The sequence below is a fragment of the Segatella copri genome, assembly GCF_009494835.1.
In the GTDB taxonomy this organism is placed as follows: domain Bacteria; phylum Bacteroidota; class Bacteroidia; order Bacteroidales; family Bacteroidaceae; genus Prevotella; species Prevotella copri_F.
In genome coordinates this window covers 84,095-111,063 of sequence record NZ_VZBE01000071.1, presented here as the reverse complement: position 1 = coordinate 111,063, position 26,969 = coordinate 84,095, and the positions used below count along the sequence as shown (strand labels likewise).

Here is a 26,969-nt window from a genome sequence, read left to right as displayed (position 1 = left end):
TTTTGGATGCCCATCCCATATCAAGTATGGTTGTTACTGATATCTATATAAAAACAAAATCCCCCAATCCACTAGAGTAAGTAGGTTGGGGGATATTTATTATATCTTACTGATTTTTGAGTATTATCCATTGCCCATTTTTATCACTTCCTCTACGTGAAATGTAGCCTTTCTTTCTTAACGAAGTAAGCTCTCTTTTTAATGTTGCAATAGAAACGTCTAGCTTATTAGCCAAATTCTCTCTTGTTATAGATGGATTTTGTTTCATTGTAGAAAGAAAGGCTTGCTGTCGCTCATTTACAGGCTCATTTACAGGCTCATTTACAGGCTCATTTACAGGCTCATTTTGTATATGCAAAGTTAATTTAACTTGTAAAAGATCTGGCTGTTCCAATAATTCAGGCTTGAGCCAATGCTTTTCATTCCAAGCACTTAGTATGAGAGGAAAGCCGGAACCCAGGTTTTCGCCAAAGCCTATCATGCGGAACATGTTCTGTATGCGCTGATTACGTGCTTTAGACTCTCCACCTTTATAAATTTGCTCGATTGGTAATTTCAAAAGTCCTGGATTGGTTAGCACAAAACTATCGTCAAATTTCTCAACCTTCAGAACTCCATTTACCATGAAATCAGAGTGGATAACCATGTTTGTAACAGTTTCACGTACAGCCTTAGCCTGGAGAGTATCGTCTCTCCGAATTACACCATTCATACTGAAAGGATGAGGCAAATCACGTGTCAGTTTCGAAATGACCATACGGATGAAGTTGAACAAGTTATTTTCCCACGTACCGTCGTAAGTCAGATGGTTGCTATAACGTTGGTTCCCAATCAGGACGGAAAGAAGCAAACGGAACCTTATATCGTTATACCATAAACTCAAATCGTCTCCACGGAGAAACCGAAGATGGCAAAGAAATATAGAGGAGAGTATAAAGTGTAACAATAAAAGTTAGCTTATACTCCCTCTGTTTATTTTATACAAGGAGAAGAAACATCTTCTCTACTTTAAACCATATTTTCTTTTCAAACGCCAATAGTCGTTTTCGGTAATCAATGCTCGTTTTCTACTCTTTTCAAAACGTATGTGCGCATGCATTTCTCTGTCATAAAAGTCATACCATATATTGATAAATGGTCCCGACTTCCCATTGAAAGCGCAAAATATAATCGGACAATCAAAATATTCACCTCCATCTTCTTTGATATTTGCAATGTACGAGTAAGGAATATTACCTATGATATCAACATTAAGTTCCATATATTCGCCATCATATTTACATTTATCAAATTCGCTTTTGAGCATCCATTCTCCACATGGATAGATGACAATTGTTTCAGATATCCAAGGAGCTATTTTCATCTGGATACCATCATGATATATATTAAAAGGGAAAGATTTAAACCAGGAATCATGTTTTCCCTCATCATCAGTATCTGGATAATCTTCATCGTATATAGAACGAATTATCACCTTGGAGACTTTAAATTTATCGTAAGGATGTTCTAACAAATGATATCTATCCTCATTAGTCAGCTTTACGAATTTACGCAATAGGCTTTGATTAACTAACTGTTCACCAAGTTTTGCTGCTTCTATTCTTTTTCGAGCAAGCTCTTCTTTGCCTATATCTGAGCCAAAATAGTTCTCCTTTATAGTTTTATACTTTTCTTGGTGTAACTTGGAAGTCAAAATTGACTCACCCCATATTTCTACCTTTGAGAAACCTTTAACTTTAGCGTAAGTATCAAAATCCTCGTAAGCTTCTTTTCTTACCTCACAGGATGTTACCACCAATAAGCTTTGACCATCAGTATTTTTATTCCCTTCAATAATTTTATCAACAATCGCACAAAGTTGTGATTTCTTTAAATTATTATAGCGCTTACATTGGACAAAACATGTTAGGCCACTATCTTTTTCTTTACAATAAATATCAACGCCCTGATCAGCGCCTTTTTTGCCATAGTGACGAATATCTTTATACATACCTGAAAAGTCAAGTATTTCTAAAATCATCTTTTCAAACATAGATGGTTCCAAATCTTCAAAATGTAATCGACTACTTTTTACTTGAAAATCGTTCATCATACAATAAAATATTTATATTATTCGTTCTCTTTATAAATAGCCTGTTCTTTGCAATGTCTAAAGAATTCTTCCTTGGTCTTACAAACACCCCGAAGAGCCCACTTAGGCATACCGAATTTAGCAGGATACTCCAACGATACCCAATCGCCAACATCAAACTTTATACGGATAGGATACTCTACGTCTTCTACCCGAATCAAATTTGCCTTAGACACCCTATAATAGCCCTTAATATGACTGCCAAAAGTGATAGGAGCAATGTATCGGATTGTTTGAATATCCTTCGTTTCTTCTATACCCTTCTTGCCCATAACTATTGTGTTGGCATAACCATTAAGAACAGCATCCAAATCATCATTAACTTCTTTATCAATGGTCAAAATCATGTATTCTGCATTCTTTGGCTCATCTGAGGTATAGTACAAGCCCTTTTGAGGAATACTCTCATCAAGTATCTCTATAGAAGCTCTTCCTATCAAAGATTCAATGAATTTAACCAACAAATCCCTATTCTCTACATCCTTTGGACGAAGTGGGAAAGCACCTATGTTAACCTCGTCTATTGTCTTGTAAAATTTTGAGACTTCAACATCGACCTTTTCTCCACCACCAGGAAACAAAATATAACCACCTATGACTTCTTTTTTAAGTTCTGCAGATGAATGGTCCTTATAATAAATGGCGTCCCTATAGCGGTGCATCTGATTAATAGCATCCTCTGGTGGTGTATCAACACCATTCACTTTGCCGTCAATACGATACTTTGCATCAAAGAGATAAGTCATCTTCATATTTTTCTGAAGGTCATTCTTTGTAAGCTGCAAGACAATATCCGGCTTTTGAGCAACAGTTGGAACAACAAGATTTTCCATGCTGATAGAGTCATTTTCTTGATCAGTATGCTTGGGATTATAGACAAGTTCTGCAAGCTCCACCCCGTCTTTCTTAAACAAGATGCACGAATGTTCTCCCTTTTTAAGATTCCAGGTGAATAAACCGTTCATTTCACCTCGGTTGTGGTGATCCATATCCACATCGTCACCAAGAAGTTCCTTTACAATATGGCTAACCTCTATAAAACACCAAATTTCATAAAGTGTTGCTATATCTTTGGTTTGAAGACGATAGATGCCGTCGTACAAAGAATATGCACGACGAAGAAGGTTCCAGGTTCGATATACCTGACTATAACCGGTTGCTTTCTGCAGCACCATACTTTCCTGATTCAAACCCTTATATCGCCCTATGGTTCGAAAAAAAGGATTTCTACCAAGATATTTCAACGTAGCTAGAACAGAATCCATTTCGCTTTTAAAAGCATCTGATACCCCCTTAGTAGCTTCAATCCGTTTTTTTAATGACTCATATCTTGCAGTTATCTGCTGAAGAGCATACTTCAAAAAACGGTTTTCTTGCGTATCATTACTCTGTATTTGTCGTTCTACACGATAAAGGTGAGCTTGTTCTTTGCGGTGTTCTGCCAATTCATTTTCAATAGAAGTTGGTATGTGAATTAGCTTATCTGCCCTGACATAGGTTTCAATACTATGCAGCCTATGACGAGGGCGCTCAATAATACTCTTGACTGCATTGATAAACTTTTTCTGTTCACCTGCAAATATATTCCACCATATAAGTTCTGGCGTTTCCCCTTCTTCATCTGGAGTGAAACCATGAAAAGTTCGTCTCAGATAATCAAGAGACAACATGCGGTATTCTTTTTCTATATCTTCTACTATCTGTTTCCAGTGCTCATGATAGTTCAGTTTTGAACTCAACACTTCAAAGCCAAAAGAGAAATGGCGAATCTCTTTTCCAACAGTATAGTTGATAAGAATTTCACTTTTGCCAATATCGTTTTTATAATTTAGGAAACCTGCAAGTATCCCTCTTCTGAAGCTAAAATTCTCATTGTCGCTCTGAAGAGTGCTGCCAAAATCTGCGCCTGTTACATAATCTTCGAACTCAACCCATATTGGGTATTCTGCATTATCAAAGAATACTGCAGGCGCATCATCCCCAAGAGAAAGGGCGTTTTTATGGCCTTCTTCATCCATTCTGACTACAGACAACACACCTTCAGACCACGAGTAAGAAGATGTAAGATTCTCAACACCTACATTACTCGCAGCCTTCTGCCAAATGGCATCGAACTTACTACATTCGATGCTCATTGTGAAATCTTGATGTTTAATCGTCAGAAGTTCCATATATTAGCTCCAAAAACTTGTATAACCCGATGAAAGACGTTTCTTCATTTCACTCAATTTTGCCAACGAAATAGACTTGTGCGTATTTTCCGTCTGCTCTTTAGCGAAACTTTCATGACTTATAGCCTCTAAACTCCTTTTTATTGTATTTTCTAGCTCTGTAAGGAATTCAGCACTAACCTTTGTTTCATCGCCTTCTATTCGGGAAAGAATCTTCATATTAGTGATTTCATCCAATGCACGAGCTATAACAAAATCTAAAGATAACTCTTCTCCAGAATCATCCTTATTGTATGGGAGATTATTAACAATATAGAGTAAGAATTCATTTCTTGTACGATAGGCAACCTTGAAAGGTGTTCCTTCGAGTTTCTTATTAATATCTTGCAAATAGTTGATTACCACATCACAAACATCTTTATTCGATTCGTAAACATCAACTCCTTCTACAGCATTTCCAACAAGATGTTCTGAAGAGAGTTTACCGATTTGTTCGTAACGATGAGTTAAGCCACCATAAAGATTGACATCATTCATTTCTATTGTCATTGCACGGTCAAGTACCTTACGGCTGAAAGAGAAGGTCGTTTCATCCATATTCACTGTTCCTACTACAATCAAGTTCTGAGGAATAGATATACCCTTGTCGCGGAATTGTGCTCTCAATTTTTCATCATCAGTAAGTTCTGTGCAAAGGTTCCAATACCAAGATTGAGCATTCTGCTTTAATATAGGATCAGTTACAACGTTCCCTTCCATATCAACTTTTCTTGACTCTATTACACTCAGATATTCTGCAAAATACTGCTCTACTGGGGCAAGATTCATTTCGTCCAAGCATAGGAAATAAGGAACGTCAGGTTCTCCCCAAGCTTTCGCTATAAACTTTAAAAAATCACCAACAACAAATGAAATACCATTACCATCCTGATCTGCGCCAATACGACTAACATAGCCTATCAATTCACTTGAATCATGCCAATTTGGTTTTACCTGAATCATTTCAAAGTTTCTTGGCTTTTGCGCCTCATACTCATTGGAATCAACATCCCAGCAAGCACGTGCTAATTCACGCACAATGCGACTCTTGCCAGTACCTGAGATACCGGCAAGAAGCAGGAATGGTTTACTCTTGATAGCTGTTATATAATTTCGATAAGCCATATTTATATTTGTTGAGAAATCTAATCCCAATTCTTGAATTTCATCCTTAATCGTATCATAATAACAGATTTCACCTATTTTATGCTTTATCTGTGGAACCCAAACCAAGTGCTTGACATTACCAACTTTACATGCATAGAACTCTGTTGTATGTGCAAATATAGCCTCAAATGTAGAACGTGTATTGCCACTTCCGTCAAGAACACTATCAAATTTGAAAGGTTGGTTAGAATTAACCTTGGAGCACAGTTTCTCCAAGACATCTTTTGACATATTGGCACCCGTTTCTGAATTATCAGAGTTGACTCTAACTATTTCTAATTTTTGATCATCTCTGTTTACTCCTATAAGTTTGGCCTTGTTTTTACCACCACTAACATAATCATATAGATTATTTTTTGGTAGCTGGTCAACTAAATCTATAACATGTTCTATTGTCAGTTTCATAATTCTGGATTATGTTGATGAATGTAATCATAAATTGTATTTGCTATACCATATGCTGCAACATAGGGAACACCATTGCCTATTGTCTTGAAGGCATCTGTCAGCGAAATAGTTGGCGGCAAGACAAACTCCGGTGGGAGTGACTGAATAGCCAAAGCCTCTGCAGCAGATATTCTTCTTGGAAGATAAGGATGCACATGAACCTCATTATTGCCATAAGCTGCTGTTGGTGAATATCTCCATCTATGAAGCCTTTTATAACATTTACGAGCAACATCCCCCTCATCTTTGGTCTGGAAACGATATATACCTGCTCTCGGCTGGAAATACATATCAGCATTAGGGTGGTGCATAACATCGTTCCGGTTCCACCAATACTGCACAGTCAGCTGCTCTATAATTCCTTCAGGCATATTTGTCATTATACCTTCATGATATGGTTCAACGCCTGGCCATGGAAGTTTTTTAATATCCTCCAGATTGTACAACTTATGATTATCCCAAGGAAAATCCATAAGCATGTTGTCTTGAACCGGCAAGTGCAGCCTATTAACTGCACTCTGATGAAAACCTATCAAGATAATTCGGTCTCTATCTTGCGGAGCTCCATATTCCAAAGAATTAATCAGTCTTTCTGTCAAATAATATCCGTGATCTCTAAACTGATGTTTGAGTTCTTCAAAAAATTCACGGTGTCTTGCTGTGCGATAAAGCCCTTTCACATTCTCGAACAAGAAGAAATCAGGCATAGCTTCACATATCAAACTAGCATACGTACCGGAAAGACGACCATTATCACCATTTCTACCTCGATTTTTACCGGCAACAGAGAAATCTGGACATGGAGGTCCTCCTATGAACCCTGTTAATTGATGAGCTTTTGATTCTTCAACCATTGCTTTCAGTGCCGCAAGTCGTTCCTGATGCTCTGCGTCGAGATATAAAGTAATATCTTCTACATGATGTCCGTAAATAGGCATTGGCAAATTCATGTTTTTGCGTGCATACTTATATACATCATTAAAGGCTTTGTGGAATTCATTGACGAATACCACATTAAAATGTCCCTGAGTTTCAAAGCCTAAATCAAGGAAGCCGGCTCCAGAGAAGAATGAGAATATATTCATTTTATGTTTCTTAATTCTATAAGCTTACTTATTCAACATGTTAGTTTCTGAACAACAAAAGTTTAGATTGATTTGTTATGTCAGAAAAATGCTTATTTAAGATTTGTAATTAAGTGCATCAAACACTTTCTTTCTTTATAAAAAGTAAATACGAATCTTAAGCTTTTCTTTATTTTCATAAGTGAGGGATTTGTTTTTTGAAGTCTCTAACTTGAGGTATCAAGCAATCCCACATAATCTTAATGTTATATGCTATATTCATAATTATATTTATTTTGAGAGCAAAGGTACAATATTATTTTGAGAAATAACAAAAAAAACTAGAAAAGTTTCTGAAAATACGTTATATTGTATATCATATCAATATTCTTTTTTATTTCTTTATCATTAATTAAATATTAATCATTGAGGCTGCTCTTGATCAGGGGCAGGAGGATAGGTATAATGATGGTATCGAAAATATACGAGGCGATTCTTACGATGATGCATGTCGGTATAAGGGGAAGAAAAGGAGGGAGTATGAGCTTGGGTATAAAGAAGAATATGATATCGGTTTCGATGATGGCTTCGCCGATAGTGGCTGTGATTCTGAAGAGGAAGAATAACTCTGATAGTAAATAAATTCTTTAAATAGCGTACCGCCAAAGTACATTCATATATCATGTACTTTGGCGGTATGTTATAATTCAAGCCAGTCGGTATCTATGTCGAATAATTCAAACAATCTTCTGTAAGATTTGATTGGCAAGGATTCCTCGGCTTGACCGATGAAGTCATTTTCGTGGTTTCTGATATAAGTATCCATGTCTTCCTCCTTTACAAGGATTGGACCTTTGATGTTTGTGAAGATAAATGGATAGCAGTCATCGATAGCGCTGTATCGTTACCAAGCGTAGCGATGTAATCGGTACCATGCTATCGTTACATTTTAAACAGAAACAAATTGCCCCAACCCGCTTAAAAAAGTAGGTTGGGGTTATTTGTTATGGTATCCAGCATAAAAGAAAAACGTTAGTTTTCACTTTTATTATTTGCTCAGATTTTGAACCATATCCAAAGGTAGCTGGGTCGCTTTGGCTACCTGTTCTGTTGGAAGTCCCATAGCCAACAAACGTTTAGCCGTTTCAATGTTGGCTTCAGTTCTACCTTCTATTCTACCTTCTTTTTTCGCCGTATCAATAGAGTTCTTGATATCCCGATATGCCATTTTACTAGCTTCATATTCCCGAATCTCCTGAGGTGTAAACTTGGCAATCTCTGCTTCCTCGAAAAGTCGGTCGAAAACCTTATCGCACAGTTCTTTCGGGCGCTGAGTAAGTTTATAGAGGTTCTTTAGTGCATAAAGCCACTTCTCGTAGAGTGTTTCCAATTCTTCCAAGGTCTTATTGAACTTGGCAATCTCTACATAGATAAACTCCAGCTTATCATAGAAAATCTTGTGGGTAGCGGTATCGCACAACTGTACATGGTGACGGATTTCCTCCTTGTCGAAGGCATCCTCGTTCATGTTGAAATTGAGCAGGGCTACGGTATAGATATGGTTGAGCTTGAAATCCCATTCATTACCTTTGGGTGCCTGCTCACGGATAGGGAAGGTAGAATAGAACAGAGCACGATCTTTGAAATAAGTCTGATAGGCATTCTGCATTTCTACGATGAACTTCTCGCCGTTTTCTCCTTCGCAATACACGTCGAAGATAGCCTTGCGGTCGGTATAAACATCACCGACGTGCTCCGGGTTCAGATACGAAACGTCCTTAACAACCTGTCTGCCATTGAACAAGCTGTTGAGGAAGCAAATGAGCAAATCCTTGTTCATTGCTGTTCCAAAAATGCGCTTGAAGCCGAAATCGGTCAGCAAGCTGATGTATCGTTCTTCTACCTGTTTCATACGCTGTTTGTTTTATATCTTATGCAAAGATAAACTTAATATTTGTAACATCCAAACTTTTAGAGCGTTTTTTAAAAATTTTCTTCTGCCACAGCCTTCGTTCCTATCCTGATTTATTCAGGTTTCCCTGATTTCTTCAGTAAAGGGGCGAGGAACTTATAGGTATATCCTTTTTGCTGCTTTACCATTTCTTCTGGTGTACCGGCAAAGAGGAGCTGACCGCCGCCTCGTCCACCTTCCGGACCCATGTCGATGAGCCAGTCGGCGAGTTTGATGACATCGAGATTGTGCTCGATGATAATGACCGTATTGCCACGGTCTACCAGTTTCTGGAGTACATCCATCAGGATGCGGATGTCTTCGAAATGCAGACCGGTTGTCGGTTCATCGAGAATATAGAGCGTCTTGCCCGTATCACGCTTCGAGAGTTCGGTAGCCAGTTTTACGCGCTGACTTTCACCGCCAGAGAGGGTAGTGGAACTCTGTCCTAACCTGATGTATCCGAGACCTACATTCTGTAATGCCTTGATCTTCTGCAGTATCTGAGGAACATTCTCGAAGAAATCTACCGCCTGGTTGATGGTCATGTCGAGAACATCGGCGATGCTCTTTCCCTTGTATCTTACCTCCAGCGTCTCGCGGTTGTAGCGTTTGCCGTGGCATACCTCACAAGGTACGTAGACATCTGGCAGGAAGTTCATCTCGATGGTCTTATATCCGTTACCCTTACATTCCTCGCATCTTCCACCTTTCACATTGAAGGAGAATCTGCCCGGCTTGTAACCGCGGATCTTTGCCTCGGGAAGTCCTACGAAGAGCGAGCGGATATCGCTGAACACGCCTGTGTAGGTTGCTGGATTGCTGCGAGGCGTTCTGCCAATAGGGCTCTGGTCTACATTCACCACCTTGTCGATATTCTCGATACCCTCGATGCTCTCGTATGGCATCGGTTTCTTGAGCGAACGGTAGAAATGCTGCGAGAGGATAGGCTGGAGGGTCTCGTTGATGAGAGTGGATTTGCCTGAGCCGCTGACACCCGTTACGACAATGAGTTTGCCAAGTGGGAAATCAACATCTACCCCCTTGAGGTTGTTGCCCGTTGTTCCGTGAATGGTAATATGCTTGCCGTTGCCTTCTCTGCGGAGGGCAGGCACCTCAATAGCCATCTTTCCGTTGAGATACTGGGCGGTGATGGTATCGGTCTTGAGCATCTCCTGGGGAGTGCCCTGGAAGACAACTTCACCTCCCTTGCGTCCCGCCTTCGGACCGATATCTACAATCCAGTCGGCAGCCCGCATCATATCTTCATCATGCTCCACCACAATAACGGTATTGCCCAGGTCGCGAAGTTCCTTCAGACTGTTGAGCAGACGTTCGTTGTCGCGCTGGTGCAGACCGATGCTCGGCTCATCGAGGATATAGAGCACGTTGACCAGCTGGCTACCAATCTGAGTAGCCAGACGGATGCGCTGGCTCTCGCCACCCGATAGAGAAGCTGACTGGCGGTTGAGCGAGAGATAATTGAGTCCCACATCGAGGAGGAAGGTAACGCGTGAGCGCAACTCCTTGATGATTTCGTGGGCCACCTTCGCTTTCATCGAAGGCAGATGCTGTTCCACTTCTTCGAGCCAATCGCGCAGTTCATCGATGTCGAGACTGGCTACTTCGGATATATTCTTATCCCAGATTTTGAAAGAGAGCGATTCTTTTTTGAGTCGCAAACCATGACATTCAGGACATTCGATGGTAGAGATAAACTGGTCGGCCCATTTCTTGCCCGCCGCACTCTCGTCATCCTCCATCACCTTCTGCAGGTAGTCGATGATGCCATCGTAGGCGCAGAAGTAGTCGGTAGAGGTATGCACCTTTTCCTTTTCTATCTTCACGTTTTCGAGCGAGCCATAGAGAATTTCCTGCATGGCATCGCCCGGAATCTCGCAGATAGGCGTCTTCAAGTTGAGGTCATACTTGCTGAGCAATGATTCTATCTGCCAGAAAATCATCTGGTTCTTGTATTTGCCGAGCGGAGCGATGCCGCCTTCATGGATGCTGAGTTTATCATCGGGAATTACCTTCTTGATATCAATCTGGTTCACCTTTCCCAGACCCTTGCAATGCGGACAGGCACCTTCGGGAGAGTTGAAGGAGAACATGTTAGGAGCTGGATCCTGGTAGGCGATACCCGTTACAGGGTCCATGAGACGCTTGGAGTATGTCTTGGCCTCCTTGGCACCTTTCTCAAGAACCATTACCATGCCGTCGCCCTGTTTCATAGCCGTTGCCACACTCTTGCGGATGCGTTCCTCATCTTCTTCCTTCACCACCAGTTTATCTACCACAGCTTCTATATTGTGGTTCTTATAGCGGTCGGTTTTCATATTGGGAACGATTTCGAGGATGTTGCCGTCGAGTCGCACGTAGAGATACCCCTTTCTGCGCATGCTTTCGAAGAGTTCGCGGTAATGACCTTTGCGTTGGCGTACGAGGGGAGCGAGCAGGAAGATAGCCTTGCCCTTATAATCGCTGAGAATCATGTCGATGACCTGTTCCTCGGTATATTTCATCATCTCCTCGCCACTCTGATAGCTGTAGGCAGTACCGGCGCGAGCATAGAGCAGACGGAGATAGTCGTAAATCTCGGTGGTAGTGCCCACGGTAGAGCGAGGATTCTTGTTGGTGGTTTTCTGTTCGATGCTGATGACCGGACTCAATCCCGTAATCTTGTCAACATCCGGGCGTTCCATATTACCCAGGAAGTTGCGGGCATAGGCAGAGAATGTTTCGATATATCTGCGCTGACCTTCGGCAAAGATGGTGTCGAAAGCCAGTGAACTCTTGCCCGAACCCGAGAGTCCGGTAATCACGGTGAGGGAATCACGCGGAATCTCCACATCTATGTTCTTGAGGTTGTGGACCCGTGCGCCCCATACATTTATCTTTTCTTCTGAATTCATATTCCAATTCTGCTAATTGCTGTTTGCCTAATAGTTACTGTTCTGCTCTTCGGTATAACCTCTGAGCAGGTTGACATCACGTTTGATGTTATACACCACGCCATCTGCTCCCTTCGCCTTGACGAGACAGAAGTAGACACCCTCCTTGACCGGTTTTCCACGGTAGGTGCCATCCCATCCCGTGGCAGGGTCGGTCCATTCATAGAGTTTCTGTCCCCACCTATTATATATATAGGCGTGGAACTCCTCAATGTTCCGGTAACCATCCTTGGGCTTGTAGATGTCGTTGATGCCATCGCCATTTGGAGAGAAGGCATTCGGCATGAGAAGAGAACTGACCTTGGTCGTCTCTTCTGTGTTGTCCTCCTCGTCGTCGTTGACTTCCTGAGCGTGTAATTGACACGTCAAAAGTGGCAACATGATGCAAAGTAATGCTATTTTTCGTCTCATTTCTAAAATAATTTGTGCAAAGATAATAAAAAGATGAGAGATATTGCGTCAGATGCAAGATTTTTTGTATTTTTGCAGATGAAAACATGAAATATTTGAAGATATCGTTAAAAAAATCTTGTGATATGAGACAAAAAATGAGATATTTCCTGCTGCTCGTTGGGCTTCTGCTCAGTGTCAGCATTGGCGCGCAGACTATAAAATGGCGCGACATTTACACGGTTAAGAAGAAAGATACCATCTTTGGTATCGCCAATAAATACGGATTGAGCCTTCCTGAACTGATGGATGCCAATCCGGAGATGAAGCGTGAGGGATACATGCTGCAGAAGGGAGCTACGCTCTTTATTCCATACACCAAAGACCAGAAGAATCCTAATCAGGTGAACGGTCAGAAGTCGGGGAATGGGGCGACGGTTCAGAAAACTGCTACAGCTCCGGCAACCTCAAAGGCTGCAGTTGCCAGAAATGCGGTAAAGGTAGGCGTGATGTTACCTTTGCATAATGTTGATGGCGACGGCAAGCGAATGGTGGAGTATTACCGCGGTTTGCTGCTGGCTTGCGAAACCCTGAAGCAGCAGGGCGCCGATATAGATGTGCATGCCTGGAACGTTCCTATTGATGCTGATATCCGGAATACACTCTTGCAGGAGGGCGCTAACCAATGTGATATCATCTTTGGTCCACTTTATACCAAGCAGGTGGCTCCGCTGACCAACTTCTGCAAGAACTACGGCATCAAAATGGTGATTCCGTTCTCTATCAGCGGAGATGATGTAGAAAGAAACAAAGAGATTTTCCAGGTTTATCAGAGCGATGATGCGCTGAATGATGCGACCATCAAGGCATTCCTGAGCCGATTTACCAATGTGCATCCTATCTTTGTAGACTGCAATGATTCTACTTCGAGAAAGGGCAACTTTACGTTCGGTCTGCGCAAGGAACTGGAACGTAGGAAAATCAATTATAGCATCACCAATATGAATTCAAGCATCGATCAGTTTGCCAAGGCTTTCATGCCTTCCAAGCAGAATGTGATTATCCTGAATACGGGACGTTCACCACAGTTGACTCAGGTATTGAACAAACTCGACGAATTTGATGCGAAGTATCCGGGTGCAGCCATCTCTCTCTTCGGCTATACCGAATGGCTGATGTATGCCAAGTATAATCTGGAAAGATTCTATAAGTATGATACTTATATCCCTTCCACCTTCTATTATAACCCGAACTCAGCACAGACCAAGGCGCTTGAGAGCCGTTATGAGCGATGGTTCCATCAGCCTATGATGGTGGCACAGCCAAGATTCGCCATCACCGGTTTCGATCACGGAATGTATCTGATTCAGGGCGTCAAGAGATATGGCAAGAACTTTACAGGTGAGCGCCAGCAGATGACTTACCAGCCCGTGCAGACTCCACTCCGTTTCGAGAAGACCAGTAGAGGAGGATACAAGAACAAGAGTTTCCAGTTGATTCACTATACCTTTAATCATCAGATAGAGGCGGTGAAGTACTAGTTTATAGTTTACAATTTATAGTTTACAATTTATAGTTGATAATGAATAGAAATATTGGGCTGCTGATTCTGATGCTCATCTTCGGAATTCCAGTTTCGGCACAGATAGGAGAGCATCGTAATGATTTCGCCATCGGTTTTAATGGGGGCTATATGATGAGTAGCGTAGGATTCATACCCGAGGTACAGCAGAAGCAGCACGGCGGACTGACGGGCGGTTTCTCGATGAGATATACCTGTGAGAAATATTTCAAGACCATCTGCTCTATCTATGCCGAGGTAAACTATGCGCAGGCAGGATGGGAAGAGGATATCCTGGATATGGAGAATAATCCGGTGATTATCACCGAAACCAAAGAGGCGATGGCTTACAAGCGTACCATCAACTATATTCAGGTGCCAATCTTTGCGCATCTGGCATGGGGCAGGGAGATAAGAGGACTGAATATCTTCGTGAATGCCGGTCCGCAGTTTGGTCTCTATCTGAGTGATTCGCAGAAGACCAACTTCTCGGTAGAGCACATGCCGGCAACCGACAATAACCGTGTAAGTCCGGTAGTGGCTCAGGATACGATGGCAGTCAAGAACAAGCTCGATTATGGTATCGCCCTGGGTCTGGGTGCTGAATACAGTATTCCGAAGGTGGGGCATTTCCTTGCCGAAGCCCGATACTACTATGGTCTGGGAAATATCTACGGTGCTTCTAAGCGTGATTATTTCGGAAAGAGTAACTACGGACAGATTGTTCTGAAACTCTCTTATCTCTTTGATATCACCAGAACGAAGAACGTGAAACGGAAATAGATGATAATTAATAATTGATAATAAATAATGATAACGGGTTTATCATTTATGTTTTAAAGAAAATGAGTACAACAGAAAAAATGCAGATGAAATTGAGCGACTCTAAGTCAGCTCGCTGGACCGCCCTCCTCATCGTGAGTATCACGATGATGTTCGGTTACTTTTTTACAGATGTGATGTCTCCACTGGAGCCTCTTTTGACAGCAGCCAAGGGAGCAGAGAATGGTCTCGGACTCGGATGGAATTCGGATGAGTACGGCTTCTTCTCTGGAGCTTACGGATACTTCAATGTGTTCCTCCTGCTTCTCTTCTTCGGTGGTCTTATCCTCGATAAGTTTGGCATCCGTTTCACTGGTATCCTCTCTACCGTCTTGATGTTTGGTGGAGCCTTGTTGAAGTGGTATGCTTTAGGTCATGAGTTTGACGGAATGGTTGCTGTACCATTCTTCGGTACTTATAGTACACAGGTAGTGATAGCTGCTCTTGGCTTTGCCATCTATGGTGTAGGATGCGAGATATGCGGTATCACAGTGAGCAAGGTTATCGTGAAGTGGTTTACGGGCCATGAGTTGGCTCTGGCAATGGGTGTACAGGTTGCTACGGCTCGTTTGGGAACTGCTGCAGCTCTGAGTGCTTCTCTTCCTTTTGCCAAGGCGATGGGCGGTGTTTCTGCTTCTGTTGCTTTAGGTGCCGTATTGCTTTGCGCAGGTGTACTGGTTTATCTGGTTTATTGCGTGATGGACAAGAAGGAGGATGCTTCTGCAGCAGCTGTAGCTACAGAACCGGAAGAAGGTTTCAAGTTCTCAGACTTGGGCGGTTTGTTCAAGACAACAGGTTTCTGGTATGTGGCATTCCTTTGCCTGATGTTCTATGCCGGTGTATTCCCATTCCTGAAGTTTGCCACCAAACTGATGATTTTCAAGTATGGTGTGGATGCTAATTTGGCAGGTCTGATTCCTGCGATGTTGCCATTCGGTACCATCTTCCTCACACCGCTCTTCGGTAGTATATACGATAAGTATGGCAAGGGTGCTACGCTGATGATTATCGGCAGTTGCCTCCTGACCTTTGTGCACGTCATGTTTGCCCTGCCAATCAACTCATGGGTGCTTGCCATCGTGCTGATGCTCATCCTGGGCATTGCATTTGGACTGGTACCATCAGCCATGTGGCCATCTGTGCCAAAGATTATTCCAATGAAACTCTTAGGAACTGCATACGCTCTTATCTTCTACATCCAAAACATCGGACTGGCTCTCATTCCGGTATGGATTGGAAAGGTGAACCAGGCTAATACGGGTGCTGATGGTGTTATCGACTATACCCAGACGATGACTATCTTTGCAGCCTTCGGTGTGATTGCTATTATCATCTCTTTCCTCCTCTTGTTTGAAGATAAGAGAAAGGGATATGGTTTGCAGAAGCCTAATGTGAAATAAGTGAAGAGTGAAAGTATAATTTTTAAAAGAAAGGAAATAACCATGAATGCGACACCTGAATCATTGATTAAGGACTATGCTGACCCGATAGAGCAGCAGGAGATTGACAAGTTTGTATGTTCTGAGATGGGCAGACAGATACACCGGTATATCAAGGGTATGTCGGGTACCAAGCAAGCTATGTTGAAATTTGAGGAAAGGCTAGCCAGCCTCTCTGTACCAGAGAAGGAGAAGGCGATAGCCAAGTATATTGATCTGAACAGAAAAGCATTGGATGGTCTTGACTTGAAGATGATTCTGGTCCGTTCGGTAGCCAACTATTGTGACACCTTCCAGTATATGCTGGATTTTGTCAACGATAAGCGTAAGATGGTTTTTTATTACCAGCGCATCAAAGCGAAATACATTCAGTATCATGAGGTATTTGAGCAGGATGGAAAGTTCGGTATGAAAGATCATCAAGGCAACATCTTACTCTCGCCAACTTATGATTTCTTGCGCACCTGCTACATTTATAATGATGACTTGAGCATCATGCCGGTAATAGCTGAGAAGAATGGCAAGATGGGACTGGTAATGCCGGATGGTAACGATACGGTAGTGGCGGATTTCCTTTACGACGAAATTTGCTTGCGTGATGAATATCCTTACTTCGAAGCATCAAAAGATGGCGAGAACGGATTTCTTGACAAGACTGGTAACTTTGTGAATAGTTAATAGTTAACAGTTTATAGTTAATAGAGAAAGGGCAATCAGATTGGGATGAACCAACTGATTGCCCCTTTTTACTTTCGTTGCTATGAGCAACTTGGTTTTATCTATTTTTCTCTCGTCTTCAAACCCTAGTGAAGAAAAGCAAAAGAATTCTTCACTCTTCGTTCTTCACTCTTCACTTAACTTATCCCAAGTACTTCATCAAGATTTTGATCTTACCGCTATCACGGAGCTTGATGATACTCTTTTCGCGAATCTGGCGAACACGCTCACGGGTAAGGTTGAACTCGCTGCCGATTTCCTCCAAACCCTTCTCGTGGCAACCGATACCATAGCAGTAGCACAGAATCTTGCGCTCACGGTCTTTCAATACAGAGTTGAGAACGCGGTCAAGCTCGCTCGCCATAGACTCGAAGTCTACACCCTTGTCGGTACGGCTGTCATCACCCGAAGCCATCACGTCGACCATCGCATTGTCATCATCATCGCTACCGAATGGAGCATCGATACTCATGTGGTGATTATCTGCCTTGATGGTCTGGTCGATTTTGCTTTCTTCCATCTTTGTGATTTGAGCGAGCTCAGCAACAGAAGGTTTGCGCTGGTTCTCCTGCTCAAACTTACTGATTTCTGCACTAATCTTACTCAATGCACCTACCTGGTTCAAAGGCAGGCGAACGATACGGCTCTGCTCGGCAATAGCCTGCAGGATGCTCTGACGAATCCACCATACGGCGTATGAGATAAACTTAAAGCCGCGGGTCTCGTCAAACTTTTCAGCAGCCTTTACCAAACCGATGTTACCCTCGTCGATGAGGTCGGTAAGAGAAAGACCTTGGTGCTGATATTGCTTAGCAACAGATACAACGAAACGAAGGTTTGCTTTTACCAATTTCTCCTTGGCACGTTCTCCCTCACGACCGCCTTTGCGAATCTTCTGGGCAAGTTCGATTTCTTCATCGATAGAGACCATAGGCTCTCTACCAATCTCCACCAAGTACTTGTCGAGTGCTTCACTGGAACGGTTGGTTATACTCTTACTAATCTTAAGTTGTCTCATAAATATCCTTTTACCTTTCTATTTAGAATTTTTTGAAGTATTTTTGTGTATCCCGAAACCTCCTCATGGTTTCGGGGTGCAAAGGTACGAAAAAAAATGCAATTACGTTGTAATATAAACGGAAATTTTTTATCTGATTTGTCTGTTTTTTAGAATTTTAGCCGGTTCCTAGTAGAAAAATGCTATGTGAAGTGCGCTTTTTGGTGCAATAAGTTTGAAATATGGAATAATTTATGTATCTTTGCACAAAAATTGCGAGAAAAGAATAACTAAATAATAAAATAACAACAAAACAAAAAATTATGTTTGAGAATCAACCAAAAGGTCTGTGGGCCTTAGCTTTGGCAAACACGGGTGAGCGTTTCGGCTATTACACCATGCTTGCTGTGTTCTTGCTTTATTTGCAGGCCAACTTCGGTTTTGAAACCGGATTGGCAAGTACTATTTATTCTACATTCCTGATGATGGTTTATTTCCTTCCTATCATCGGTGGTATCGCAGCCGACAAGTTTGGCTTTGGACGTATGGTTACCACAGGTATCTTCATCATGTTCATCGGCTATCTTGTTCTCTCACTTCCTCTTGGCAAGGAAACCGTTGCCGTTGCTGCTATGGGTATTTCACTTATTCTCATCGCTTTGGGAACCGGTCTGTTCAAGGGTAATCTGCAGGTGATGGTAGGCCGTCTCTATGATGAGCCACAGTATGCCAGCAAACGTGATTCCGGTTTCTCACTCTTCTATATGGCTATCAACATCGGTGCTATGTTTGCTCCTACTGCTGCCATCAAGATTATGAAGTGGGCGCAGGAGAGCTTGAGCGTGTCGGTGGAAGATTCCTACCACTTCGCATTCGCCGTGGCATGTGCTTCACTGATTTTCAGTATCGCTATCTACTATGCCTTCAGCTTTACATACAAGCATGTTCTTGCTTCTGAGACCAAGAGTAAGGATGATAAGACTTCTGCTAAGGAGACAAACGAACTTTCTAAGGCTGAGACCAAGGAGCGCATCATCTGCCTCTGTCTCGTATTTGCTGTGGTTATCTTCTTCTGGATGGCTTTCCATCAGAACGGTAATACATTGACACTCTTTGCCCGCGATTATACACAGAAGACTTCAGAGGGTCTGCAGTCAATGGCGTTCGATGTTACCAACCTCGTAGCCTGCATCTTCGTGGTTTACGGTTGTTTCGGTCTGGCACAGAGCAAGACTGGCAAGGGTAAGGGCATCTCTCTTGGTGTTATTGTTGCTGCCATCGCTTTCCTCTTCTACAAGTACAGCAACCTTGAAGGTGCCGTAGATGTTGAGGCTCCTATCTTCCAGCAGTTCAACCCATGCTATGTAGTGGCATTGACACCAGTGAGCGTTGCTTTGTTCTCATGGCTTCACAAGATTGGCAAGGAGCCTACATCGCCAGAGAAGATTGGTTTGGGTATGCTCGTTGCAGCTCTCGGTTTTGTATGGATGGCTGTAGGTTCTATGGGCTTGGAGCTTCCTTTGACACAGGGCAATCCTGCTACAGAGGGTACACGTGTAAGTGCTAACCTCCTCATCTCTACATACCTCATCCTTACATTCGCAGAGCTTCTGCTTTCTCCAATCGGTATTTCATTTGTATCGAAGGTAGCTCCTCCAAAGTATGCTGGTTTGATGATGGGTCTCTGGTTCGGTGCAACAGCCATCGGTAACCAGTTGGTTATGATTCCTGGCATCATGTGGGGTCAGAACTTCAACCTCATTGCCATCTGGGGTGTTCTCGCAGGTATTTGCCTGGTTTCAGCTCTCTTCATCTTCTCTATCATCAAGAAGTTGAATCGCGTAAGCTAAATCTTTGAATTATAATATATAAAAAAGGCTTGCTTCATTACGGAGCAAGCCTTTTTTATTTGTTATTTCTTCAACCACTTGTCTAACCAGCCGAAGAAGGTGCGCTGCCAGAGCACGCCGTTCTGTGGCTTCAATACCCAGTGGTTCTCATCAGGATAGATGAGGAGCTCGGCTGGGATGCCACGCATGCGGGCTGCATTGAAGGCGCCCATGCCCTGGTTGGCATTGATACGGTAATCCTTTTCGCCGTGGATGCAGAGGATTGGAGTATCCCACTTGTCTACAAACTTATGAGGACTGTTCTCGTAAGTCTTCTTGGCGTTGGCACTCTGGTCCTTGTTCCAGTAAGCATCCTCATATTCCCAGTTAGAGAACCAAGCCTCCTCGGTATCGGTATACATGCTCTCCAGGTTGAAAGCACCATCGTGAGCGAGGAATGCCTTGAAACGCTTGTTGTGATGACCGGCGAGATAGTATACTGAGAAACCACCGAAGCTGGCACCTACACAACCCAAACGATCCTTGTCTACGTAAGGAAGATTGTTGGCAGCATCATCAATAGCTGAAAGATAATCGTTCATGCACTGGCCTGTCCAGTCGCCAGAAATCTCTTCGTTCCATGCGCTTCCGAAACCAGGAAGACCGCGACGGTTTGGCAATACGATGACATAACCGTTGGCAGCCATGATCTGGATGTTCCAGCGGTAGCTCCAGAACTGGCTTACCGGACTCTGAGGACCACCCTCGCAGAAGAGAAGGGTAGGATACTTCTTGTTGGCATCGAAATTAGATGGCAACATGATCCATACCAGCATCTGCTTGCCGTCGGTAGTCTTTACCCAACGCTGCTCACACTTACCCATATTCAACTGGTTCAGAATATGGTCGTTCTCGCGGGTAATCTGCTCTACCTTGGTACTCTTGGCATCCTTGCCTGGAGTTACGATGTAGATATCAGTAGGATGACTCATGCTAGCCTTGGTAGCGAGAAGCTTGTTGCCGTTGTTGGCAAGCGAGATGCTTCCGTAGTCAGCCCACTCGTTGGTAATCTGCTTTACTTCGCCCTTGAAGTTAGCCTGATAGAGGTTCAGGGTTCCGTGCCATACGCCGATGAAGCTGAGGCTCTTGTTGTCCTTGTTCCATACGAAGCCCTCTACGTTAGAGTCGAACTTCTCTGATACATAGTTCTTCTTGCCGGTAGCGAGTTCGTAAACACAGAGGCGGTTGCGGTCGCTCTCGTAGCCATCGCGAGCCATGCTCTGCCAAGCGATGTACTTGCCGTCAGCAGAGAACTGAGGGTTCACGTCGTAACCCGGATTGTTCTTCAGATTCTCAGGAGCGTTGACTGCCTGGTTCTTCATGCTCTTGGTTGCATCAATCTTAGGCTCTACATAGCCAGCCTCCTTGCAGAGGTTCTTAGTCTCGCGCGTACCTATATTATATAGATAGATATCAGAATCGGTAGAGATGGCATACTGAACGCCCTCCTTCTTGCGGCAGGTATAGGCGATGGTCTTGGAATCCGGACTCCATGCCAGCTGCTCGATGCCACCGAATGGAGCCATAGGGCACTCGAATGGTTCATCCTTCAGGATGTCTTCGCCGGCGTTGATGGTGCCGTCTTCAGCCACATCAGCCACGAAAGGATGGAGAAGGCTCTCTACGTAGTGGTCCCAGTGGCGATAGTTCATATCAGTTACGAGACGGCCGGTAGCCAATGGAAGATCAGAAGGATTCTCCTTGATGGTTCCGTGGTAAGGGAGTTCCTTGATGAGGATTACCTTCTTGCCGTCAGGAGAGAAGCGGAAACCCTGGATGCCCAACTTGTCGTTGGTGAGCTGCTTTCTGCCTGTACCGTCAGGGTTCATGCTCCAGAGCTGTCCGTCGCGGATGAAGGCAATCTTCTGTCCGCCCTGAATCCAGGCAGCATCTGTTTCGCTCTTTGCATCGGTGGTCAATGCCTTCTGGTTCTTGCCGTTGGCATCCATGATGAAGAGCATCTGATGACCCTTGTTCTCCTTTACACTGTAGTAACCCACCTGGTACACAACCTGCTTGCCGTTAGGCGAAGCTTCGGCGCCACCGATACGTCCCATTGCCCAGAGAGCCTCAGGAGTCATCAGGTGGTTTTCTACCTTGATGTCATTTTTCTGAATCATAGTCTGTGCATCAGCAGCTGTGCCCATCGTGAGAGCCGCAGCAGCTAAAATCATAGCTTTAATCATGTTTCTAATTTTACTGTTATAATGTTGCTTTGTTGTTATGTATCCTATTGTCTTAAATCTGATCCAAAGCCTGCTTGATATCATCGAGGATGTCTTCTACATCTTCGATACCTATGGAGAGGCGAATCAGATCTGGCGCAACACCTGCTTCCTTCAGCTGCTCTTCGCTGAGCTGGCGATGGGTGTGACTGGCTGGATGGAGCACACAGGTGCGGGCATCGGCTACATGGGTTACGATGTTGATCATGTCGAGAGAATCCATAAACTTGATGGCTGTCTCGCGATCTCCTTTCAATCCGAAGGCAATAACACCGCAGGTGCCGTTTGGCATATACTTCTGGGCAAGCGCATGATACTCATCGCCCTCCAGACCGCTATAATGAACCCAAGCCACACGCTCATCGTTCTGCAGGAACTCTGCCACCTTCTGTGCATTGGCACAATGCTGGCGCATACGGAGGTGGAGACTCTGAAGACCGAGGTTGAGGATGAACGAATTCATTGGGGCAGGGATGCTGCCGAGATCGCGCATCAGCTGAGCCACGAGTTTGGTGGTGTAGCCCATCTTGCCGAAAGCCTTCACATAGGTCAGACCATGGTAGCTGTCATCCGGTGTGCAGAGACCTGGGAACTTATCAGCATGAGCCATCCAGTCGAAGTTGCCGCTGTCTACTACCACGCCACCTACCTGTGAAGCGGTACCATCCATATATTTGGTAGTACTGTGGGTAACGATGTCGGCACCCCATTCGAATGGGCGGCAGTTGATTGGTGTAGCGAAGGTGTTGTCTACGATGAGAGGCACTCCATTCTTGTGAGCGATGCGTGCAAACTTCTCGATGTCGAGTACAGCGCAGCCTGGGTTGCTGATGGTTTCGCCGAAAACAACCTTGGTGTTAGGGCGGAAAGCCTTCTGGATTTCTTCTTCGCTATCGTTCGGATTCACGAAAGTACACTCAATGCCCAGCTTCTTCAGGGTTACACCGAAGAGATTGAAGGTACCACCATAAATCTCATTAGAGGTAACGATATGGTCGCCCGCTTCGCAGATGTTGAATACAGCATAGAAGTTGGCAGCCTGACCGCTGCTGGTTAAAACGGCTCCCACGCCACCTTCGAGTTCGGCAATCTTCTTAGCCACAACATCGTTGGTAGGGTTCTGGAGACGGGTATAGAAATAGCCTTCCTTCTTCAGGTCGAAGAGCATAGCCATCTCCTCAGAGTTGTCATACTTGAAAGTAGTGCTTTGATAAATTGGCACTTCAATCGGTTCGCCGTTCTTTGGCTCATAGCCTCCCTGCACGCAGATAGAGGCGGTACGTAAATTCTTTTTCATTTGTCGGTTATGTTTTCTTTTAAACTTCATGTTTTTGCGATATGACATGTTATGCTGCCCATTGCAAGATGCAAAGATACGGCAAATCCTTGAGAATTAAGAATAATTTGCGTAAAACATTGTTCTATAGCCAGTTTTTTTTGTACTTTTGCAGTCAAATTTGCAAAATAATAGCGATATAGTTTTATTTAAAGTAGTATGAAGATAGGTTTCGATAACGAGAAGTATCTGAAGATTCAGTCAGAACACATTAAGGAGAGAATCTCACAGTTTGACGGAAAGCTTTACCTCGAATTGGGCGGTAAACTTTTTGACGATCATCATGCCAGCAGAGTTTTGCCGGGTTTCCAGCCTGACAGCAAACTGCGCATGTTCCAGAAAATCAGCGATAGCATCGAGATTGTTATCGTGATTAGTGCAGCCGATATTGAGAAAAACAAGAAGCGTGCCGACTTGGGCATTACTTACGACGAGGACGTGTTGCGCCTACGTGGTGAGTTCCAGAACCGTGGCTTCATGGTGGGTTCTGTTGTCATCACCCATTATAACGGCCAGCCTGCAGCCATCGCCTTCAAACAGCGTCTGGAGCGCGAGGGCATCAAGACTTACTGCCATTATCTCATCGAGGGCTATCCTCATAACGTGAGTCTGATTGCCTCAGACGAGGGATTCGGTCAGAACGATTATGTTGAGACTGAGCGTCCTTTGGTTATTGTTACTGCGCCAGGTCCTGGTAGCGGTAAGATGGCGGTTTGCCTGAGTCAGCTTTATAATGAGAACAAGCGTGGCGTGCGTGCCGGTTATGCTAAGTTTGAGACATTCCCAGTGTGGAATCTTCCATTGAAGCATCCGGTGAACATTGCATACGAGGCTGCTACTGCCGATCTGAACGATGTGAACATGATTGACCCGTTCCATCTGGAGGCATACAACAAGATTGCCATCAACTATAACCGTGATGTAGAGATTTATCCTGTGCTCAATGCGCTGTTCGAGGGTATCTATGGTAGCAATCCATACAAGTCGCCTACGGATATGGGTGTGAATATGGTAGGCTTCTGCATCTCTGATGATGAGGCTTGCTGCGAGGCATCCAAGAACGAGATTGTCCGCCGTTACTATGCGGCTACCAACAAGATGGCGGCTGGCGCTTGCAATGATGATGAGATCAACAAGATTCAGATGCTCTTCAATCAGGCTAAGATTACTACTGATTATCGCAAGGTGACGGTAGCTGCCAAGAATCATAAGAAGGAGACCGGACATACTTCTTCGGCCATTGAGTTGGAGGATGGTACCATCATCTGCGGTCATAGCAGCGAGTTGTTGGGTTGTAGTGCAGCCTTGCTCCTGAATGTTACCAAGCACTTGGCGGGTATCGACCATGAATTGAAACTGATTCCTCAGTCGATGATTGAGCCTATCCAGCATACCAAGGTGAATTATCTGGGTGGTCACAATCCTCGTCTTCATACCGATGAGGTTTTGGTAGCTCTTTCTGTTCTTTCAGAGAATGATGAGAACTGCAGGAAAGCATTGGAGCAGTTGCCTAAGCTTCGCGGCTGTCAGGCTCATTGCACCGTGATGCTGAGTGATGTAGACCAGAAGATCTTCAAGAAGCTCGGTGTGGATATCACCTGCGAGCCGGTATTGAAGAAGTAAATTCGTTTCAAATAAAATACCCCCGAAAAGGTATAATTAATAATGCTGCTTGATTAATTATACCTTTTCGGGGGTAATTCTTGAGTGCCAATTAATACTGATGAAGTAAATCTTCGATGATTATTTTCAATTCTGGCAATCCGTTTTTGATAGTATCATATACGACTGTTTCATCGACATTGGCATATTCGTGAGAAATCATATTTCTCATACCATATATTGCTTGCCATGGAATGTTGGGATAAGCTTCTAAAGGCTTTTCTTCTACTTTTAAAAGTTTACCCACGTGTTCACCAATGACTTGTAGTCTCATAACACAAGCATTGAAGGCCATATACTTAGTTGGAGAAAGCATGAAATCATCAGCTGATTCCACATCCTTGCTCCATTCTTGTATTAACTCGATGGATTCTTTGATTTCTTCGAGCTTGTCATGGATGGTACTGCGATTATACATAAACGGCCTCCTGATTGATGTTTGACTGCAATAAAGGGCGGAGCGATTTGCGGAAGCGAACTAAATCAACTTTGGTATTGAATAATTTGCTTAAAGCCTCATGTAAGTTGTGCATGAGCAAGAGAGTTGGCTTTTCTACTTCCACAACAATATCTATATCACTATCTTCTGTATTTTCGCCTCGTGCAACCGAGCCGAAAATACCGAGTTTAGTGATACCAAAACTATCTCCAAACTGTTGTTTGAAGTTGGCCAATTTTTCTAAACATTCTTGTAATCTAACCATAACTTGTATCTTTAGTTGGGGCAAAAATACGGAATTATTCTGAAATAACCAAAACTATTAGCTATTTTTATCTTTGGCTTTGCGTACAATCAAATAGTCATCTATTGCGCCTTCGAAATCCTTACGTAATTCATTAACGTCTTGGCCTTCGTAGGTAATCATATTCTTGCTCATTCCAAGAACTTTACCATATAGGCAATTGTCCTCCTCACTATAATCTACGCTACCCGTATAACCTTTATATTTTAATAATCCCATATTATGTTCCTCCTATTTGTTTATATATCCGACAGCAAATGTAACTAAAAATAGTAACACTACCAAGTATTTGGGGCGTTTTAACAATCGTTTACTATCTTAATGCCATAACTCTGCTGAGAATCAGTTTCTTGTATTCCTTCTTCATGCTGTCTGGTAGGAAGGAGGCTTCTATCAGGTCGAGCCATTTCACGATAGATCGGCGGAACTTTTTGGCGATGTTATTGATTACCTTCTCGCTGAGGCCCGAGGCGGTCATTACCTTGACGAAATCAGATTTCAGAATCTTTCTCTTTCTTCCGTTGAGTGTCAGGGCGAGCTCCTCGGTATCTTCTGGCATCACAATCTTCGTGCAGAGGAGGTCGTAGGCTGGAGTTAAGCCATAACCCAACTTGCGGTTGTTGTAGAGCGAGAAGTTCTTGAGGTGCATGTCAGCGTTGCCCGTAATCCATGAGAAGATGACCACTTCCCAATAGTTCACGAGGTCGAGCTGCGAGAACGATGAATACTTCTTTATGAGTCTGGCTACCTGCTCGTAGGAACCTTTATATTTATATTCGGTAAGGCGCTCTGACAGCTGGCACATATCTTCCATCGGCACCTTTTGTCCATCATCCAGTCGGTCTATTCTCCGGGTGATATAACAGAGTTCGCCATCGGCAAAGCGAATCAGTCCGTGGGGAACTACAGCTATCTTGGCGGCTTCGGCGAGATGCATCGTGAGGTCTTCTATTTCCGGTAGACAGCGGTAGTGGTCGGTTTGTGGCTTGAGGATATATTTTCCCCAAAGACCTACGATGGTGAAGCGGGATGGTTCGTTCTTTCCGCCCGGATTTACGTCGAGCGAGAGCTTCGCCTGCACACCGGTGAGGGTGGTCTGGGCACGCACTACCTGTTTTGCCAGGTCGCCAATTTCCTTTCTAACGTAGGGTAGGACAGGGGCTTCCTTGGTGCCGAAGAGCTTGCGTGCGCAGGCGGGATGGTAATCTACCTGACCAGGCTTGAGCGGTTTATAACAATATAGACATTTCTCCATATCTTATTC

The 26,969-nt window shown here is 43.6% G+C and carries 20 protein-coding genes and 1 pseudogene; 6 read left to right on the top strand and 15 right to left on the bottom strand.

Features of this window, described 5'->3' with window-relative positions; genetic code table 11:
* Nucleotides 1–106 precede the first annotated feature (106 nt).
* From F7D47_RS10365 to F7D47_RS10325, 8 genes and pseudogenes are all read right to left on the bottom strand, one after another.
* Nucleotides 107–757 (bottom strand): ATP-binding protein, encoded by a 651-nt coding sequence (locus F7D47_RS10365; protein WP_153085800.1) that lies wholly within the window; start codon nucleotides 755–757, stop codon nucleotides 107–109.
* Between the two features lie 246 nt (nucleotides 758–1,003).
* Nucleotides 1,004–2,092, bottom strand: a complete 1,089-nt coding sequence (locus F7D47_RS10360) for a restriction endonuclease (protein ID WP_153085798.1) — start codon at nucleotides 2,090–2,092, stop codon at nucleotides 1,004–1,006.
* A 17-nt stretch (nucleotides 2,093–2,109) separates the two neighbouring features.
* Nucleotides 2,110–4,266, bottom strand: a complete 2,157-nt coding sequence (locus tag F7D47_RS10355) for a restriction endonuclease-like protein (protein WP_262884366.1) — start codon at nucleotides 4,264–4,266, stop codon at nucleotides 2,110–2,112.
* A 39-nt stretch (nucleotides 4,267–4,305) separates the two neighbouring features.
* Entirely contained in the window at nucleotides 4,306–5,913 is a 1,608-nt protein-coding gene (locus F7D47_RS10350) for an McrB family protein (RefSeq protein ID WP_153085794.1), read from the bottom strand.
* Nucleotides 5,910–7,040 (bottom strand): DNA cytosine methyltransferase, encoded by a 1,131-nt coding sequence (locus F7D47_RS10345; RefSeq protein WP_153085792.1) that lies wholly within the window; start codon nucleotides 7,038–7,040, stop codon nucleotides 5,910–5,912. The genes F7D47_RS10350 and F7D47_RS10345 overlap by 4 nt, the downstream gene beginning before the upstream one ends.
* Before the next feature lie 1,027 nt (nucleotides 7,041–8,067).
* Complete coding sequence (locus tag F7D47_RS10335) at nucleotides 8,068–8,931, bottom strand: Rpn family recombination-promoting nuclease/putative transposase (RefSeq protein WP_153085790.1); 864 nt, start codon at nucleotides 8,929–8,931, stop codon at nucleotides 8,068–8,070.
* A gap of 113 nt (nucleotides 8,932–9,044) precedes the next feature.
* On the bottom strand, nucleotides 9,045–11,885 hold the full coding sequence (gene uvrA / locus F7D47_RS10330) for an excinuclease ABC subunit UvrA (RefSeq protein ID WP_153085788.1): 2,841 nt from the start codon (nucleotides 11,883–11,885) through the stop codon (nucleotides 9,045–9,047).
* Nucleotides 11,886–11,912: 27 nt separating this feature from the next.
* Nucleotides 11,913–12,221: pseudogene (locus F7D47_RS10325) on the bottom strand (T9SS C-terminal target domain-containing protein); the annotation flags it as partial.
* A 239-nt stretch (nucleotides 12,222–12,460) separates the two neighbouring features.
* Here F7D47_RS10325 and F7D47_RS10320 point away from each other — a divergent pair.
* From F7D47_RS10320 to F7D47_RS10305, 4 genes are all read left to right on the top strand, one after another.
* Nucleotides 12,461–13,855 (top strand): PBP1 and LysM peptidoglycan-binding domain-containing protein, encoded by a 1,395-nt coding sequence (locus F7D47_RS10320; RefSeq protein ID WP_228112459.1) that lies wholly within the window; start codon nucleotides 12,461–12,463, stop codon nucleotides 13,853–13,855.
* 41 nt (nucleotides 13,856–13,896) lie between these two features.
* Nucleotides 13,897–14,658: a porin family protein gene (locus F7D47_RS10315; RefSeq protein WP_153085784.1), complete on the top strand. Its 762-nt coding sequence runs from the start codon at nucleotides 13,897–13,899 to the stop codon at nucleotides 14,656–14,658.
* 62 nt (nucleotides 14,659–14,720) lie between these two features.
* Complete coding sequence (locus tag F7D47_RS10310) at nucleotides 14,721–16,097, top strand: MFS transporter (RefSeq protein WP_118190312.1); 1,377 nt, start codon at nucleotides 14,721–14,723, stop codon at nucleotides 16,095–16,097.
* A 42-nt stretch (nucleotides 16,098–16,139) separates the two neighbouring features.
* The gene (locus F7D47_RS10305; RefSeq protein ID WP_022120668.1) at nucleotides 16,140–16,814 is read left to right on the top strand and encodes a hypothetical protein; all 675 of its coding nucleotides are present in this window, start codon (nucleotides 16,140–16,142) and stop codon (nucleotides 16,812–16,814) included.
* A gap of 181 nt (nucleotides 16,815–16,995) precedes the next feature.
* Here F7D47_RS10305 and F7D47_RS10300 read toward each other — a convergent pair whose 3' ends face one another.
* Complete coding sequence (locus tag F7D47_RS10300) at nucleotides 16,996–17,871, bottom strand: sigma-70 family RNA polymerase sigma factor (protein ID WP_006847025.1); 876 nt, start codon at nucleotides 17,869–17,871, stop codon at nucleotides 16,996–16,998.
* Nucleotides 17,872–18,173: 302 nt separating this feature from the next.
* On the opposite strand from F7D47_RS10300, the gene F7D47_RS10295 reads away from it, so the two are divergent.
* A complete protein-coding gene (locus F7D47_RS10295) occupies nucleotides 18,174–19,700 on the top strand; it encodes a peptide MFS transporter (RefSeq protein WP_153083349.1) in 1,527 nt (508 codons plus the stop codon).
* 62 nt (nucleotides 19,701–19,762) lie between these two features.
* Here F7D47_RS10295 and F7D47_RS10290 read toward each other — a convergent pair whose 3' ends face one another.
* Nucleotides 19,763–21,925, bottom strand: a complete 2,163-nt coding sequence (locus tag F7D47_RS10290; protein ID WP_153085781.1) for a S9 family peptidase — start codon at nucleotides 21,923–21,925, stop codon at nucleotides 19,763–19,765.
* Nucleotides 21,926–21,977: 52 nt separating this feature from the next.
* Nucleotides 21,978–23,261, bottom strand: a complete 1,284-nt coding sequence (locus F7D47_RS10285) for an O-acetylhomoserine aminocarboxypropyltransferase/cysteine synthase family protein (protein WP_153085779.1) — start codon at nucleotides 23,259–23,261, stop codon at nucleotides 21,978–21,980.
* A 198-nt stretch (nucleotides 23,262–23,459) separates the two neighbouring features.
* On the opposite strand from F7D47_RS10285, the gene F7D47_RS10280 reads away from it, so the two are divergent.
* Nucleotides 23,460–24,923 carry a DUF1846 domain-containing protein gene (locus F7D47_RS10280; RefSeq protein ID WP_153085777.1) on the top strand — a complete coding sequence of 488 codons (1,464 nt, stop codon included), beginning with the start codon at nucleotides 23,460–23,462 and terminating at the stop codon, nucleotides 24,921–24,923.
* Between the two features lie 91 nt (nucleotides 24,924–25,014).
* On the opposite strand, the gene F7D47_RS10275 is transcribed toward F7D47_RS10280, so the two are convergent.
* From F7D47_RS10275 to F7D47_RS10260, 4 genes are all read right to left on the bottom strand, one after another.
* Entirely contained in the window at nucleotides 25,015–25,380 is a 366-nt protein-coding gene (locus tag F7D47_RS10275; RefSeq protein ID WP_153085775.1) for a HepT-like ribonuclease domain-containing protein, read from the bottom strand.
* Nucleotides 25,373–25,666 (bottom strand): nucleotidyltransferase family protein, encoded by a 294-nt coding sequence (locus F7D47_RS10270; RefSeq protein WP_006847018.1) that lies wholly within the window; start codon nucleotides 25,664–25,666, stop codon nucleotides 25,373–25,375. The genes F7D47_RS10275 and F7D47_RS10270 overlap by 8 nt, the downstream gene beginning before the upstream one ends.
* Nucleotides 25,667–25,723: 57 nt before the next feature.
* Nucleotides 25,724–25,924 carry a hypothetical protein gene (locus tag F7D47_RS10265; protein WP_228112458.1) on the bottom strand — a complete coding sequence of 67 codons (201 nt, stop codon included), beginning with the start codon at nucleotides 25,922–25,924 and terminating at the stop codon, nucleotides 25,724–25,726.
* A gap of 94 nt (nucleotides 25,925–26,018) precedes the next feature.
* Entirely contained in the window at nucleotides 26,019–26,960 is a 942-nt protein-coding gene (locus tag F7D47_RS10260) for a HipA domain-containing protein (protein ID WP_153085773.1), read from the bottom strand.
* Between the last annotated feature and the right edge of the window lie 9 nt (nucleotides 26,961–26,969).